Origin of the sequence: Lactobacillus sp. M0390, assembly GCF_016102085.1 — a bacterium.
GTDB lineage: Bacteria > Bacillota > Bacilli > Lactobacillales > Lactobacillaceae > Lactobacillus > Lactobacillus apis.
The window spans coordinates 1-18,736 of sequence record NZ_JACFPH010000002.1 but is presented as its reverse complement, the minus strand read 5'-3'; the positions used below and the strand labels follow the sequence as shown (position 1 = coordinate 18,736).

General features: G+C 43.5%; 2 protein-coding genes. Both read left to right on the top strand.

Translation table 11 applies throughout. The annotated features are described in order from the left end of the window. The first annotated feature begins 335 nt into the window (after positions 1–335). Positions 336–14,201: an SLAP domain-containing protein gene (locus H3R25_RS04175; RefSeq protein ID WP_198194398.1), complete on the top strand. Its 13,866-nt coding sequence runs from the start codon at positions 336–338 to the stop codon at positions 14,199–14,201. A 557-nt stretch (positions 14,202–14,758) separates the two neighbouring features. Further along, positions 14,759–18,736, top strand: a 3,978-nt coding sequence (locus H3R25_RS04170; protein WP_198194397.1) for a DUF1542 domain-containing protein, incomplete at its 3' end; no start/stop codon positions are given.

The following is an 18,736-nucleotide window of genomic DNA, read 5'->3' as shown; positions in this document are numbered from 1 at the left end:
AATATATGAGTTATTTTATTCAGTTATTATTACATGTGTTATTTTTTAAAATTTGATGCGATTTTTAAATAAAGTAACAAAAGTTACTTTATTTATATAATTTTATATTATATAAAAAGTAAAAATAAAATATAAACATCATAACTTTAAAACGGCTTTTTCGATTTTGGAATCCAATTGTATATATCGATATAATTGCTTTTATATCAGCGATTATATCGATAAAATTCAAAATAGGATTTGTCCTCAAAAAATCAAAAAACAGCTTTATGTAATTTAATTTATGTGATAGACTTTCTCATTATATAGTAAATGAATGAATAGGAGAGTATAATTTGAAAAAGAACTTAAAGTTAGTCGAAGAGACTAAAAACACAAATTATAAATTACATAAAAGTAAAAAGAGCTGGCTAGTTAGTTATTCTTTAGTAACTTTTATGTTAGGTGGAATTTACCTAGATAGTCATGCTGGTGTTCCAGTTAAAGCCGCTGAGATTGACTCTAAGACGGAGCAAAAGAAGGGGATCAATCAAGACTTGCAGCAGTCTGTGGACTCTAAATCCATAGACAATGCCAAACAGAATTCTTCTGTTGACCTAGACACTGCTGCAACCACCGTAAAAAGCAAAATTAATTCTGATACTGGACTTTCAAGTAGTGATAAGTCCAATCAACTCAAACAAGTTGATGCGGTGTTGGAACAGGCAAAAGCTGAAGTAGAAGAAGCCAGTAGTTTAGTTGACATTAACGCAACTTTAACTCAGGCAATTGATGACATTAATTCTTGCTATCATGCTAGTGCTGCTAATACAACAGTAAAAAAGAATAAACAGAATGCAAAAAAGGCGCCGATTGAGAAGGCACCACTTGTTAATAAAAATAAAAAGCCAATCACTAAAAAGGTGAGTGTTTCAACATATGAAGGATTGAATTCATTCTTTAAAAAAGCTGAAACACCAGCCGTTGCGCCATCAGAAAAAGCGAAAGCAGCTACTGAATCTCCTAAAGCTCAAGATAGTATTACTGCAGGTGCTCAAGTAGAAGAAACAGAGAAAGCAGGAATATCTTCTAACTCTGCTGAGACTGGCATAATCAATAATGAAACTGAAGCAAATGATACTGTATACCAAAAAAACACTAATCCAGATGCTTCACAGGCTGTCGTAACTCCAAGGGCAGGCACAGTAAGTCAAAAAGACGATGACAAAAGTATATTGCTTACTTCTGACACAGCAGAGCATTCTAACTACATTAATACTGCTGCAACAATAACTGAGCAGAATAAAAAAGATATTAAAAATCCGTCAAATCATGTTTCGCTCCCTCTTCAAATTACAAATCCAGATAATTTTAAGACTAAAGTTGCAACTGTATCGACATTTGAAGAATTTGCGACAGCCTGGGCTGATAACAAGGTATCATATATTAATATTGTCACTGACATCTCTAATGAGCAGAGCAAATTAGAACTCGGTAAAAGGTCTGGAAGAGGTAGTGTAGTAATAAATGGTAACGGGCATCGGATTGATTTGGGAAATGCAGCTTTTAAGTTCACTCCTACTACCCTTCCAGTCCAATTTGCTTTAACAAATGCTTTGCTAACTAAGACGGCATCAAGTGATAGCGAAAGCAATCTTATTGACTTTAAAGGTAGTGATTGGTCAGATCATGATGCTCCGAAAGCCTCAATCTATTTTGATAATGTTACGGCAAAAAGTAGTGATAAAGCTAATTCGAGTAATGAAGAACTTTGTTACATTACAAGAGTTGGCAAGGCTTCAGTTAAGTTTTCTGGAACTAATTACTTTGAGGTCAGAGAGGGTTTTACCAATCAGTATGGATTTTCATCTGTAGAATTTGCTGATAATGCTGATGTAACAATAAAAACAACTAATACAAAACAAAGTACACTAATTAATACCGACGTAACTAGTAGTTCTTCTGTTTCCATAGGCAATGGAGCTTCATTAACAATTTACGAAGATTCTGATGAAGCATCAAATAAATCAGTTTTTAGAGGGGTTAGTGCTTTAAAAGCTGGTAATGATGTTTCTTGGAATCAACATGGTTGGGGAGCTTTTATTGACTCGGACATATTGGGTTCTGAGTATTTTTTTGGTGAGAGATTCACTTTAAATCATGATATTTTAACTCCAGAGATAATGCCTTCCATTAGACTAGTTAATACGTTTCCAGGTAGTCTTGCCCCAAGTGTTACTTTTAGTAAGGGTGCGTCTTTAACAATAAAATCAAATTCTGAATTAAGTCCTATATTTGATTTAGTCTCTACTGCATCTTCATCTGGAGTTGGAAACTACGACTACGATGAAGCCTATATTTCTTGTCCTAAATTAACAATTAATAGTCCTCGTGCGTTGGATATATCCTATTGTGACGAAGATGGAGAACCCATTACACCGTCAGTAGCGATGATTTCGACTTACCGAGATCCTGAAAATCATATCGGCTCATTTAATATAAATGGTGTGACACAACCTCTTGATTTTTGGACTAGTAATAATGTAAGTACAACACCTGATAAAACTGTCAATGGTTTTGACACATTCAAAATTTGGAAAAAGACTAGTACATTTGATTCCGCAGGAAACAAAACGGTTGATTCTTCGCTTTTCCCTTTAAAATATAGAGAGATGAGGCTTAGTAACAATGATATCCCTAAGGTTGGATCTGCTGTTGTTCAATATGTTGGTCAAAGTGGAACAGTAATAAAAACTGTTAACATGCCATTAACGGATAAAGATAATTTTGTTGGACAGAGATTTCGCCTTTTGGATACGAAATATGCTGTAGATGAAATGCCAGCTGGATACTTTCTGGCTAGAGCTACCAGTGGAGACTTATTTCCTGGAGCAGTAATAGATCCTGATTTAATGCTGACCGATGCTAATGGCCAAGCAAAATATGTATATGTTCCAGGAAGAACAGCAACGAGTGCAATAAAGCCGGATCGGATTTACACCATATATGTTTGGGGCACGCCACAAACAGTTAAATTCCAGTATGTGGACATTAATCATAAGGATCGAGGTCCAATCGTACCGACATCCAAAACTTTGTGGTACGATAAAAAAAGTACGTCAGCTAACACAGGAAATGTTATAAATTGGACAAGCGACAGATTTAAATCATATATTCCATCAGGTTACCACTACTATGTTGAAAAAAGTGGGGAGAATATTCAACCCAAAACCACTACCGTTGGTGTGGACAATCCAATTGTTACAATATATGTAGAGGGTGATGAAAAAAATATAAATATAGGATATAGAGATACAGTTACTATGTATTCTCTCTTCCCTTCAAATCCAGTTAAAATTACTGGAAGAGTGGGAGACACGGTTACTATACCAGATGCACCGGACATACCAAAATACATCTTTTCCAGAGTTACGGATACTAATGCTAGTGGTTCTGACGTAAAGTCTATTAATATAGGTTTGAGCAATCCGGTAATTACATATTGGTATACCAATCTTGATAATATTATTGGTAAGTATCAAGATGGTATTACTGAGGCGCGAGAAAAAGCTAAAATCGAAGTTAATAAGAATGATACTATTACGCAAGATGAGAAAACTTCATATATAAGAGCTATTGATAATATATACACTAAATATATTGATAAATTAAAAACTGCAAAAACGCTCGATCAATGTGATCAAACTGTCAGTGACGCCAAAAGTGAATTCCAGTATATTGTTGACCAAACAGGGTTACCGCTTGAAACCCAAAAGAAAAATGCTAAGGCAAGAATAGATCAAGCACTTGCTGAGATTAAGGAAGTAATAGACGCTGATAAAAACTTAACTTCAACAGAAAAGGCAGATTTATGGGAAAAACTAAGTGGACCGACAGCTGCAAGTGCTAAAAATGCAATAGACGCTGCAACCAATGCGGATAAATTATCTACAGCGTTAGAAAAAGGTGTAAATGATGTCCAAACATATGCACCAGAATTCACATTAGACAAGAGAAAAGCCAACGCTAAGGCAGAGCTATCTGATAAGTTCAAATTGATACAGCCTATTAAAAACACGATTGACACCGATCCTACTTTATCTGCTGATGAAAAAGCAGCGCAAAAGGCAGCAATTGATAGGGATGTTCAACAGGGTACTGAAGAAATTGGCAATGCTAAGAATGCTGATGAAGTAGTTAAGCTTCTTGAAGATTGGATAAATACAGTTAAATCGGAATATAAACCTGGAGGAAACGGCTCCGGCTCAAATGGTTCAGACTCAAATGGCTCAGGATCTAACGGCTCAGACTCCAACGGTTCAGGTTCAAATGGATCTGACTCAAATGGCTCAGGATCTAACAGCTCCGACTCAAATGGCTCAGGTTCAAATGGATCTGACTCCAATGGTTCCGGCTCCAACGGCTCCGACTCCAACGGTTCTGAATCAAATGGCTCCGGCTCAAACGTCTCAGAATCAAACGGTTCAGTATCTAACGGATCAGGCTCAAATGGTTCCGGCTCAAACGGCTCCGAATCAAATGGCTCTGACTCCAACGGATCAGACTCCAACGGTTCAGGATCTAACGGATCAGAATCCGACGGATCAGGCTCAAATGGCTCAGAATCAAACGGTTCAGACTCAAATGGCTCAGGCTCCAACGGTTCAGAATCAAATGGCTCAGGCTCAAATGGTTCAGAATCAAACGGTTCTGACTCCAATGGTTCAGGCTCCAACGGTTCAGAATCAAATGGCTCAGGCTCCAACGGTTCTGACTCAAATGGTTCCGGCTCCAACGGCTCAGGCTCCAACGGTTCAGACTCCAATGGCTCAGAATCAAATGGTTCCGGCTCAAATGGCTCAGGATCTAACGGCTCAGACTCCAACGGTTCAGGTTCAAATGGCTCAGACTCAAATGGCTCAGGATCTAACAGCTCCGACTCAAATGGCTCAGGTTCAAATGGATCTGACTCCAATGGTTCCGGATCTAACGGCTCCGGCTCCAATGGTTCAGAATCAAACGGTTCAGACTCCAATGGTTCCGGCTCCAACGGCTCAGACTCCAACGGTTCAGAATCAAACGGCTCAGGTTCAAATGGTTCAGGCTCCAATGGTTCAGAGTCAAATGGCTCAGGATCTAACGGTTCAGAATCAAACGGTTCTGATTCAAATGGCTCAGGCTCCAACGGTTCTGAATCAAATGGTTCAGACTCAAATGGCTCAGGATCTAACGGCTCAGGATCTAACGGCTCAGAATCGAATGGCTCAGACTCAAATGGTTCAGGTTCAAATGGTTCAGGTTCAAACGGTTCTGAATCAAATGGCTCAGGCTCAAATGGCTCAAGCTCAAATGGTTCTGACTCAAATGGCTCAGAATCAAATGGATCAGGCTCAAATGGTTCAGAATCGAATGGCTCAGACTCAAATGGCTCCGAGTCAAATGGCTCAGGATCAAACGGATCAGAGTCAAATGGCTCAGGCTCAAACGGTTCTGACTCAAACGGTTCCGGTTCAAATGGCTCAGGCTCAAATGGTTCAGACTCAAATGGCTCAGGTTCGAATGGTTCTGAATCAAATGGCTCAGACTCCAACGGTTCTGACTCAAATGGCTCAGGTTCAAACGGCTCAGAGTCAAATGGTTCCGGCTCAAATGGCTCAGGCTCAAATAACTCTGATTCAAATGGTTCTGGCTCTAACGGCTCCGGCTCCAATGGTTCAGACTCCAATGGTTCAGGCTCAAATGGCTCAGGCTCCAACGGTTCTGACTCAAATGGCTCAGGCTCAAATGGCTCAGAATCAAATGGCTCAGGCTCCAACGGTTCAGACTCAAATGGCTCAGGCTCCAACGGTTCTGACTCAAATGGTTCAGGATCAAACGGTTCAGACTCCAACGGCTCAGAATCAAACGGTTCTGATTCAAATGGTTCTGATTCAAATGGTTCAGGATCAAACGGTTCAGACTCCAATGGCTCAGAATCAAATGGTTCAGGATCAAACGGTTCAGACTCCAATGGTTCAGGCTCCAACGGCTCCGAATCAAACGGCTCCGAATCAAACGGTTCAGGATCTAACGGCTCCGAATCAAACGGTTCAGACTCCAATGGTTCAGGCTCCAACGGCTCAGAATCAAATGGCTCAGGATCTAACGGTTCAGGTTCAAATGGCACAGGCTCAAATGGTTCCGGCTCCAACGGCTCAGAGTCAAATGGTTCCGGCTCAAATGGCACAGGCTCAAACGGCTCCGGCTCCAATGGCTCAGACTCCAACGGCTCAGAATCAAATGGCACAGGCTCCAACGGCTCAGACTCCAACGGTTCCGGCAGCAACGGTTCTGACTCAAATGGCTCTGACTCAAATGGTTCAGGTTCAAACGGCTCAGACTCAAATGGCTCCGGCTCCAATGGTTCCGGATCAAACGGCTCAGAATCAAATGGCACAGGCTCAAATGGTTCAGAATCTAACGGCTCAGACTCAAATGGCACAGGCTCAAATGGTTCCGACAGCAACAGTTCCGGCTCAAATGGCTCAGACTCCAATGGTTCAGGCTCAAATGGCTCAGACTCCAATGGTTCAGGCTCCAACGGCTCTGACTCCAACGGTTCAGACTCAAATGGCACAGGCTCCAACGGTTCAGACTCGAACGGCACAGGCTCAAATGGCTCAGAGTCAAATGGCTCAGGTTCGAATGGTTCCGGCTCCAACAGCTCTGATTCAAATGGCTCCGGCTCGAACGGTTCAGACTCAAATAGTTCAGGCTCCAACGGCTCTGACTCCAATGGTTCAGAGTCAAATGGTTCCGGTTCAAACGGTTCAGACTCCAATGGCTCAGGATCCAACGGTTCCGGTTCAAATGGCTCAGGCTCAAATGGTTCTGACTCCAACGGTTCAGGATCTAACGGCTCAGACTCCAATGGTTCAGGCTCAAACGGCTCAGAATCAAACGGTTCAGGATCTAACGGCTCAGACTCAAACGGCTCAGACTCAAACGGCTCAGGCTCAAATGGTTCTGACTCAAATGGCTCAGGCTCAAACGGTTCCGACTCAAATGGCTCAGGCTCGAACGGTTCTGGTTCAAATGGCTCAGAATCAAACGGTTCTGACTCAAATGGCTCCGGTTCAAATGGTTCAGACTCCAATGGTTCAGGTTCGAATGGTTCAGACTCAAATGGCTCCGGCTCCAATGGTTCAGACTCAAATGGCTCCGGCTCCAATGGCTCAGGATCAAATGGCTCCGAATCGAACGGCTCCGGTTCAAATGGTTCAGGCTCAAACGGTTCCGACTCCAATGGTTCCGGCTCAAATGGCTCCGGCTCGAACGGTTCCGGCTCGAACGGATCCGAGTCCAATGGCTCCGGCTCTAACGGATCTGAGTCAAATGGCTCCGGCTCAAATGGCTCAGACTCCAATGGCTCCGACTCAAACGGCTCCGGCTCAAATGGCTCCGGCTCAAACGGTTCTGACTCCAATGGTTCCGGCTCAAATGGTTCCGGCTCAAACGGCTCCGGCTCCAACGGTTCAGACTCAAATGGTTCCGGCTCAAACGGCTCAGACTCCAATGGCTCAGGATCTAACGGTTCCGGTTCAAACGGTTCAGAGTCAAATGGCTCCGGCTCAAACGGTTCCGGCTCTAATGGTTCTGATTCCAATGGCTCAGAATCAAATGGTTCAAGCTCCAACGGTTCAGAGTCAAATGGTTCAGGTTCAAACGGCTCAGACTCAAATGGCTCCGGCTCAAACAGCTCTGATTCAAATGGCTCCGGCTCAAATGGCTCCGGCTCAAATGGTTCAGACTCAAATAGTTCCGGTTCAAACGGCTCCGGCTCCAACGGTTCCGGTTCAAATGGCTCAGACTCCAACGGCTCTGAATCCAATGGTTCCGGCTCCAATGGTTCTGACTCGAATGGCTCCGGTTCAAACGGCTCAGACTCAAACGGTTCAGAGTCAAATAGCTCCGGCTCAAATGGTTCCGGCTCGAACGGCTCAGAGTCAAATGGCTCCGGCTCGAACGGTTCAGAATCAAACGGCTCCGACTCCAATGGCTCCGGCTCAAACGGCTCAGAATCAAACGGCTCAGGTTCAAATGGTTCCGACAGCAACGGTTCAGACTCAAATGGCTCAGGTTCAAATGGTTCAGGCTCGAACGGCTCAGACTCCAATGGCTCCGGCTCAAACGGTTCAGAATCAAACGGCTCCGGCTCAAATGGCTCAGACTCCAATGGTTCTGACTCCAATGGTTCCGGCTCAAATGGCTCCGGCTCCAACGGCTCCGAATCAAACGGTTCTGATTCAAATGGCTCAGGCTCCAACGGCTCCGGCTCAAACGGTTCAGAATCAAACGGCTCAGACTCCAATGGTTCCGGCTCAAATGGCTCAGGTTCAAACGGTTCTGACTCCAATGGTTCCGACAGCAACGGTTCAGACTCCAATGGCTCAGGTTCAAATGGTTCAGGCTCAAACGGCTCAGACTCGAATGGCTCCGGCTCAAACGGTTCAGACTCAAACGGCTCAGGCTCCAATGGCTCAGGTTCAAACGGTTCAGACTCAAATGGCTCAGAATCGAACGGTTCAGAATCAAATGGTTCCGGCTCAAACGGCTCAGACTCAAATGGTTCCGGCTCAAACGGCTCAGAATCAAACGGTTCTGACTCAAATGGCTCAGAATCAAATGGATCAGGCTCGAACGGTTCTGACTCAAATGGTTCTGACTCAAATGGCTCAGGTTCAAACGGTTCTGACTCAAATGGCTCCGAATCGAACGGTTCAGGCTCAAATGGCTCAAGCTCAAATGGTTCTGACTCAAATGGTTCTGACTCAAATGGTTCTGACTCAAATGGCTCCGAATCGAACGGTTCAGGCTCAAACGGTTCTGACTCAAATGGCTCAGAATCAAACGGTTCAGGTTCAAATGGCTCAAGCTCAAATGGTTCTGAATCAAATGGCTCAAGCTCAAATGGTTCTGACTCAAATGGTTCTGACTCAAATGGTTCAGGTTCAAACGGTTCTGACTCAAATGGATCAGGCTCAAACGGTTCTGACTCAAATGGCTCAGGCTCAAATGGCTCAGACTCAAACGGTTCTGACTCAAATGGCTCAAGCTCAAATGGTTCTGACTCCAACGGCTCAGACTCAAATGGATCTGACTCAAATGGTTCAGGTTCAAACGGTTCTGACTCAAACGGTTCTGACTCAAATGGATCAGGCTCAAATGGTTCTGACTCAAATGGCTCAGAATCAAATGGATCAGGCTCGAACGGTTCTGACTCAAATGGTTCTGACTCAAATGGCTCCGAATCGAACGGTTCAGGCTCAAATGGTTCTGACTCAAACGGCTCAGAATCAAATGGTTCTGACTCAAATGGTTCTGACTCAAATGGTTCTGACTCAAATGGGTCAGGTTCAAACGGTTCTGACTCAAATGGCTCCGAATCGAACGGTTCAGGCTCAAACGGTTCTGACTCAAATGGCTCCGGCTCAAATGGCTCAGAATCAAACGGTTCAGGTTCAAATGGCTCAAACTCAAATGGTTCTGACTCAAATGGCTCAAGCTCAAATGGTTCTGACTCAAATGGTTCAGGCTCAAATGGCTCTAACTCAAATGGCTCAGGTTCAAATGGTTCAGGCTCAAATGGTTCTGAATCAAATGGCTCCGGATCAAACGGTTCTGACTCAAATGGTTCTGACTCAAATGGCTCAAGCTCAAATGGTTCTGAATCAAATGGCTCAGAATCAAACGGTTCCGGCTCGAACGGCTCAGACTCAAATGGTTCTGACTCAAATGGCTCAGGCTCAAACGACTCTGACTCAAATGGTTCAGGCTCGAACGGCTCAGAATCAAATGGTTCAGGCTCAAATGGTTCTGACTCAAATGGTTCTGACTCAAATGGTTCAGGCTCAAATGGCTCAGAATCAAATGGCTCCGGCTCAAATGGCTCAGAATCAAATGGTTCAGAATCAAATGGTTCTGACTCAAATGGTTCAGACTCGAACGGCTCAGAATCAAATGGCTCAGGTTCAAACGGTTCAGACTCAAATGGCTCAAGCTCAAATGGCTCCGGCTCAAATGGCTCAAGCTCAAATGGTTCTGAATCAAATGGCTCAGAATCAAACGGTTCTGAATCAAATGGCTCCGGCTCGAACGGCTCAGAATCAAATGGTTCTGACTCAAATGGCTCCGAATCAAACGGCTCAGGCTCCAATGGTTCAGGTTCAAACGGTTCCGGCTCCAACGGCTCCGACTCCAATGGTTCAGGTTCAAACGGTTCAGAGTCAAATGGCTCAGGCTCAAATGGCATAGGTTCCAACGGTTCAGACTCAAATGGCTCCGGTTCAAATGGTTCCGGCTCCAACGGCTCAGGCTCAAATGACTCCGAATCAAACGGCTCAGGCTCAAATGGTTCAGGATCTAACGGATCAGAATCAAACGGCTCCGGCTCAAACGGTTCAGAATCAAATGGTTCCGGCTCGAACGGTTCAGAGTCAAATGGCTCCGGTTCGAATGGCTCAGAATCTAATGGATCAGGCTCCAACGGTTCAGACTCAAATGGCTCAGGCTCAAACGGTTCTGACTCCAATGGTTCAGGCTCCAACGGCTCAGGCTCAAACGGTTCTGACTCCAATGGCTCAGGCTCCAATGGCTCAGAATCAAATGGTTCCGGCTCAAATGGTTCAGAATCAAACGGTTCTGACTCCAATGGTTCAGGCTCCAACGGTTCAGACTCCAATGGCTCAGGCTCGAATGGCTCCGACTCGAACGGTTCCGGTTCAAACGGTTCTGACTCAAATGGCTCCGGCTCAAATGGCTCCGACTCGAACGGTTCCGGTTCAAACGGTTCTGAATCAAATGGCTCCGGCTCAAACGGCTCCGACTCAAACGGTTCAGGATCTAACGGATCAGGCTCAAATGGTTCCGGCTCCAACGGTTCCGGTTCAAATGGCTCTGACTCCAACGGATCAGAATCCAACGGTTCAGGATCTAACGGATCAGAATCCAACGGTTCAGGCTCAAATGGCTCAGAATCAAACGGTTCAGACTCAAATGGCTCAGAATCCAACGGTTCTGACTCAAATGGCACAGGCTCCAACGGTTCAGGCTCCAATGGTTCAGGTTCAAATAGCTCAGGCTCAAATGGTTCCGGCTCAAACGGCTCAGGTTCAAATGGTTCAGGCTCCAACGGTTCAGACTCAAATGGCTCAGGATCTAACGGTTCTGACTCCAATGGTTCCGGCTCAAACGGTTCCGGCTCCAATGGCTCAGACTCCAATGGTTCCGGCTCCAACGGCTCAGACTCCAACGGTTCAGACTCAAATGGCTCAGACTCCAACGGTTCAGACTCCAACGGTTCTGACTCAAATGGCTCAGGTTCAAACGGTTCAGAATCTAACGGCTCAGACTCAAATGGCTCAGGCTCAAACAGTTCAGACTCAAATGGCTCTGACTCAAATGGCTCAGGTTCAAACGGTTCCGGCTCAAATGGCTCAGGTTCGAATGGCTCAGAATCTAATGGCTCAGGCTCGAATGGCTCAGGCTCAAATGGTTCAGAGTCAAATGGCTCCGGCTCAAATGGTTCAGAATCAAACGGCTCCGGCTCGAACGGCTCAGACTCAAATGGTTCAGGCTCAAACGGTTCCGGCTCGAACGGTTCAGACTCAAATGGTTCAGGTTCAAATGGCTCCGGGTCAAATGGCTCCGGGTCAAATGGTTCAGGCTCAAACGGCTCAGACTCCAACGGTTCAGAGTCAAATGGTTCCGGTTCCAACGATTCAGATTCAAATGGCTCAGACTCAAACGGTTCAGGTTCAAATGGTTCGGACTCCAACGGTTCGGACTCAAATGGTTCAGGCTCAAATGGCTCAGGCTCGAATGGTTCTGACTCAAATGGCACAGGCTCAAACGGTTCCGGTTCAAACGGTTCAGGCTCAAATGACTCAGAGTCAAATGGCTCAGACTCAAACGGTTCAGGCTCCAACGGCTCAGAGTCAAATGGCTCCGGCTCCAACGGTTCAGGCTCAAATGGCTCCAGCTCCAACGGCTCAGACTCCAACGGTTCAGGATCTAACGGCTCAGACTCAAACGGTTCAGAGTCAAATGGCTCCGGCTCAAATGATTCAGGCAGCAACGGTTCAGACTCCAACGGTTCCGGCTCAAATGGCTCCGGCAGCAACGGTTCCGGCTCCAACGGCTCAGACTCAAATGGTTCAGGCTCAAATGGCTCCGGCAGCAACGGTTCAGGTTCAAATGATTCCGGCTCAAATGGTTCAGGATCTAACGGCTCCGGCTCCAACGGCTCTGATTCAAATGATTCCGGCTCAAATGGTTCAGGATCTAACGGCTCCGGCTCCAACGGTTCTGACTCAAATAGTTCAGACTCAAATGGATCAGACTCAAATGGCTCCGGCTCAAATGATTCAGGTTCAAACGGTTCAGGCTCAAATGGCTCCGGCAGCAACGGTTCCGGCTCGAACGGCTCAGACTCAAATGGTTCAGGCTCAAATGGCTCCGGCAGCAACGGTTCCGGCTCGAACGGCTCAGACTCCAACGGTTCAGACTCCAACGGTTCCGGCTCCAACGGCTCAGACTCAAATGGTTCAGGCTCCAACGGCTCCAGTTCCAACGGTTCCGGCTCCAACGGTTCCGGCTCCAACGGCTCTGATTCAAATGGCTCCGGCAGCAACGGTTCAGACTCAAACGGCTCAGACTCAAATGGTTCCGGCTCCAATAGCTCCGGCTCCAACGGTTCAGGCAGCAACGGTTCAGGCTCAAATGGCTCCGGCTCAAATGGTTCAGGATCTAACGGATCTGACTCCAATGGCTCCGGCAGCAACGGTTCAGGCAGCAACGGTTCTGACTCCAATGGTTCTGACTCCAATGGCTCAGGTTCGAACGGTTCAGGTTCAAATGGCTCAGAGTCAAATGGCTCCGGCTCCAACGGCTCAGGATCTAACGGATCTGACTCCAATGGCTCCGGCTCCAACGGTTCCGATTCAAATGGCTCCGGCTCCAATGGTTCAGGATCAAACGGTTCAGGTTCAAACGGCTCCGGCTCCAATGGTTCAGGTTCGAACGGTTCAGACTCAAATGGCTCCGGCTCAAATGGCTCCGGCTCCAATGGCTCAGGATCAAACGGCTCAGGATCAAACGGTTCAGGCTCCAACGGCTCAGACTCCAACGGTTCCGGCTCGAACGGCTCAGGCTCGAACGGTTCAGACTCCAATGGTTCTGACTCCAATGGTTCTGACTCGAACGGCTCAGGATCTAACGGTTCAGGATCAAATGGTTCCGGCTCCAACGGTTCTGATTCAAATGATTCAGGATCAAATGGTTCCGGCTCCAATGGCTCAGAGTCAAATGGTTCAGGTTCAAACGGTTCTGAATCAAACGGCTCAGGCTCAAATGGCTCAGGCTCAAACGGTTCCGAAACTGGTACAGGAACATCTGCAGAAACTGCTGGAGTTGATCTGACTAAGGCTGCTGACAGAAAGCTGGCACATAATGCCTACTTCTACAATAAGGAAGGTAAACGTGCTAACTTGTTAATAGCTAAGAAGGGTTCAATCCTGACAACCTACGGCATTCGGACGATTGGTAATCGTGAATTTTATGAACTCAAGAACGGTTTGTTTGTCGCAGTAAATAACTTTAGAGTTAAAAAACGTACATTAAATAAGAATGCATTTGTATATAAGAAGGATGGCAAACGAATTGGGAGCGCAGTACTGAGAAAGAACAGTAAGATTGGTACTTACGGCGATCCAGTAATAATTCGCGGCAAATCCTACTTCATCATTGACAATAACCGCTATGTGAAGGCAGCAAACTTCGGTCTAGTAAAACTGGAAGCAAATAATGTACCTGCAGCAGGAGTAACAGCTAATGCTGTTTTAGGTCACGATGCATACATTTATAACGGTGAAGGTCAACGGATTAATAAGTTGGTCATAAAAGTTGATTCTGAAATCACAACGGGTGAGACTAAGACTATTAATGGTCGTCAGTTCATCCAAATTGACAAAGATGAGTATGTTGACAGTAGTAACGTAACTGGTAAAGCTCGTGTATTAACAACCAAAGCTTACGTATACAGCCAATACGGTAATCGAATTGGTAAGATTGCCAAAACTGCAGGTGAGACTGTTCAAACCTACGGTGCAATTGTCGCTATTAACGGCAAGGCATACTACTCAATCGGTAACAAGCAATTTATTAAGCAAACTGCATTTGAATAAAGCTAAACTAGTTATTTAGAACACAGTAGCTATTTAGTTAAAGCAAAGAAGCTCTTATCTAATTTAAGATAAGAGCTTCTTTTTTTTGCTTAATTAACGTTATTTTATGTTTTGTATTAGACAAAAACTATATTTATTAGTGTTTGGTAACAAAAATGAATTTATAAGTGTAAATCATATATATTTATCAAAAACAAAAAATATCATCACTAGTTATATTTAAAAAACATTTTATTAATATATATATTTAATCAATAAATAAACATATAAAAAATAAATTATAATTAGTGTTATTTATTTTTATCTATCATTTGCGGATAACAGCATAAAAAGCTGATAAATAGCCGTTTATGTCTGAAATTATCATAAAAAAGGCAAGCACATCATGAAAAATATGTAATTATGCTTGCTAGATTTGGCGTTATATTAGCATTTTTATGTTTGAATATAAAAATAATATAAAAACATCTTTATATTTATAAATAAAAATGTTACGATTTATCCTGTATACATAGAGTATAAAGTAAATTAATAATGTAACGTTTGAGAGGACATCAATGAAAAAATTCAATAAATCCAATCCAACTGAAGAAGTCAAAAATACCAATTATAGAATGCATAAGGGTAAGAAGGGCTGGTTAGTCAGTTACTCACTCTTATCATTCGTATTGGGTGGAGTCTACATGAATAATGTGGCATCAACTCCTGTTAAGGCTGCTGAAGTTGAAGCCCAAAGTGATGCGAAAACGCCAGACAAGGATGCTCAGAAGGAAGTCGATGAGCAATCATTATCTGCTGCTAAGCAGAATGCGATTACTACTTTAGATAACAAAGCTAATAGTGTAAAAGCAAAAATTAATAGTGATCAGAAGCTATCCGCAGATGACAAAGCTGCACAAATCGCAACTGTTGATAGCTTGGTTAGTGCTGCCAAAACTAAGTCTAGTGAAGCTACTGATTTAGTAGGTGTTAAAGAAACTTTAGATAATGCCGTTGCTGCTATTGAAGCTAGCTATCAAAGCAAAACTGTTACTGCAAACAGTAATTCTATAACCAAGCCACTTAAGGCAAAGGCTGAAAAAGCACCTAAAGTGAACAAGGCTCAAAAGCCAGTTGCTAAAAAAGTAACTGTATCAACTTTCAATGGACTTAGTTCATTCTTTAAGACAGCAGATGACGCAAATACTAATTCTGTTAGTTCATCAGCTAAAAATACTAGTGAAAAAACCACTTCGCTAGTTGCTTCTGATTCAGTCGCAAATACCGAATCAGCTAAATTAGCTGGTGTGGCTACCAGAGAAGATGAACCAGCAACTGATACAAGTGAAGCATCTGTTGCTGGCGATAAAGATGAAGGGCGTCCCGCTTTTAATGATCTTCTAGGTCAAGCAAGTGGTAAGACCGAAACTTCTGTAAATGTTCCTGTGCCAACCCAAGTAACTAATCCAGACAAGTCAAGCTCTGTTGATGTTGCAACGCTTGCACAATTAGCTGCAGCTTGGAATAACGCAGCTGTTACTTACATAAACATTACTAGTGATATTACTTACGATGCTAGTGTGGTTCTTGATGCTCGTACTGCCGGTTCAAGTGTTGTAATTAATGGTAACGGACATACAGTTGACTTAGGTAATAAGTTTTTCCGTTATGCATCAACTGCAACCTCGCCTATTACCTACTTTACGTTGATTAATACTAATTATAAGCAAGGATTTACTGGAACAGATGGGACAAATAAAGCTCTTCTCTATATGGGTGGAGCTACTGGTGGTAATCATTTAGCTATTAATGTTGATAATATTACTCTCAGTGCATCTAAGACTTTAGGAGCTAACTATAATGCAATTCGTGGTTTTGTTGCAAGAGGCTCGAAAATAACATTTTCAGGTACAAACAGATTTACGATTGCTAATGAGATTTATCAAGGAGCATCCGTATATATTGCTAACGACAGTTCAGTAATCATGGAAAGAACTCCTGGTGCAATAACAGACGATCCTGGCGATGATCCAGATAATCCGCCTGTTCCAGTGGATCCAGCAGATCCAACTAGTGCATCTACTAATGGAGAATTCAGTTTTAAATCTAAGGCTGCTAAAGGTTCAGTAGGTGAAGGTAACCTATTCGTAATGGGTGATCGGTCGTCCAATCGGGCTGCAACGCTTGAAGGCAAGCCAGCTAATTACCCGGCTATAACTGGTTATGTTAATGGAATCAAAGTCGGAGATGATGTTTATTGGATGCAAGATGGTTTCCAAAGTTTCTTTGCTGGTAATACATCTGATGCCGCGGCACAATATGTTTTTGGTCAAAACTTCAAATTAGATATACCAAAAGCTACTAGAGGTGCAATTCGGTTGAGGGGAACCCAATCGATGGTCTTCAATGCCGGAACTGAGATGGACATTAACCAAAATATTGCTACTACGCCAATTATTAATCTTCTCGGCAAATCCACTTTGACTTTCATTTCACCAAAACAATTACATTTGGCGATTGGTACGGAAACCACAGCTGGTGCTACTAGACAGGGGATTGTTAGTGGAGCTGGTACTTTTAGGATTAATAACTCAAGTATTAGAACTTGGGATGGTTTGAATACATCCACTAGTATGCCAGCCGGTCAATATTCTGGTAAGTTTACCAACATGACAGTCACAAATAAAAAAGTGTCAGTTGCAGCAACGCCTGGTAGTGTGATTGATCCAAAAATCATGACTACAACCACCCGTGAACTACAAACAGATGCAATTACACCGGGTAAGGTTAAGATTCAATATATTGATCAATCAGGTAAGCAAGTAGGGCAAGATTACGAATTACCATTTGGCAGCAAGGATACGCCATATGAAGATGCTTATATTGGTAAACAAATTCCATTAGTTAGTCAAGATATTGTTGATCATATTCCAGCTGGTTACATGTGGGCCCTAGGCAAGCAAATTTATGCTGGTGCTAAGACCGATAAGCAAAGCGGTGGTGCAGGTTTAGCTGATAAAGGTGACGCTGATGGTCAGGCAAACTTAGCTTATATCCCAATGGACACTGGTTCATACACTTACAAGGTTTATGTTTACGGTGCTAAACAAAACGTAACCTATAAATATGTAGATGTAAATCATCCGGAGAAGGCTTTAGTACCAAAGAATGTAGAGGGAACAGAAGCAGATAACGGCTTAGCTACCGCAAACTACGGTAATACGATTGACTGGACAAACAAGTACTATACAGAAACTAATGTGCCAGTAGGTTACCACTACAAGACTGATGCAGCTAACCAACCAGCAACAACGTTAGTTTCAGAAACTAATCCAACAGTCGTACTGTATGTTGAGGGTGACGAACAAGAAATTGTTCCAACTTATCTTGATGAAAATAGTGCTGCCTTAACTCCAGCAAACCCAGTAGTAATTAAGGGTAGAACTGGAGACACAATCACAATTCCAGAAGGACCTGAGATACCAAACCAAGCGCTTGCAACGGTTACTTTAAACGGGGTTCCAGTATCAGTAGGATCAACCTTTGAAATGCCAAGTCAAAAGGACTTACCAGCAGAGCAAAAGTATACTTTGGTTTACAAATACACAGATTTGTCTACTCTAAGAGGTAATGCAATTACAGCTATCAATAATGCATTAGCGAGAGTTAAAAATATACTAATTGCTAATGATCAATTTCTAAGTGAAGCCAAAAAGAAAGAGCAAAATGCAGAGGCAGACAATCGTGCAACAGCAGCAATTGCTGCAATTAATAATGCGACTACTGTCAGCGCAATAAACAAGATAGTTGATGACGCTGTGAACAACAAAGAGTCAGCAACTTACATTGAGGGTGCATATGTTGAAGGATCACTTAAAGACTTCAAACAAAGCTATAAAGATTTGCTTGATCAAGCAGTTTCAAGCGTCAAAGATGATATTGCTAAAGATACTACGTTAAATAGCACACTGAGAGCTAAGCAAAGTAAAGCGGCAGAAGATGCTGGAGAAAATGCTAAGGCGGCAATTGATCAAAAAGCAGTAGATACTGCTGATAAAGTAATTGATGCATATAACAAAGGCGTAAAGAATATTGAAGCAGCTCACACGTCAGTTAACTTGGCAGATGCAAAACTGAAAGCTAAGGGAAGCATAGATCAGACGGTTAAAGACACTCAGACTATTATTGACAGTGATAGTAATTTAAGTGATTCAAGAAAGACAGAGCAAAAGGCAAATGCAGCAGCGGCTGGAGAAGACGCTAAGAATAACATTGATTTAGCTACAACTGGTGATGAACTAGAAAAGGCTTTCAATGATGGTGAAAAAGCAGTAGCAGCGGCTCATGTAATACTTGGACTAGATGAAATAAAGAGCGATGCTAAAGGTGAAATTGATGACGCAGTAGCAGCCACTAAGGATAAAATTAATCAGGATTCAGCATTAACAACTACTGACAAAGCTACCCAGATAGCAAACGCTGAAGCAGCAGGTGCTGCTGCTAAGGACAAGATTACTGCCGCAACAACTGGTGAGGAAGTAGCCCAAGCTTTAGCA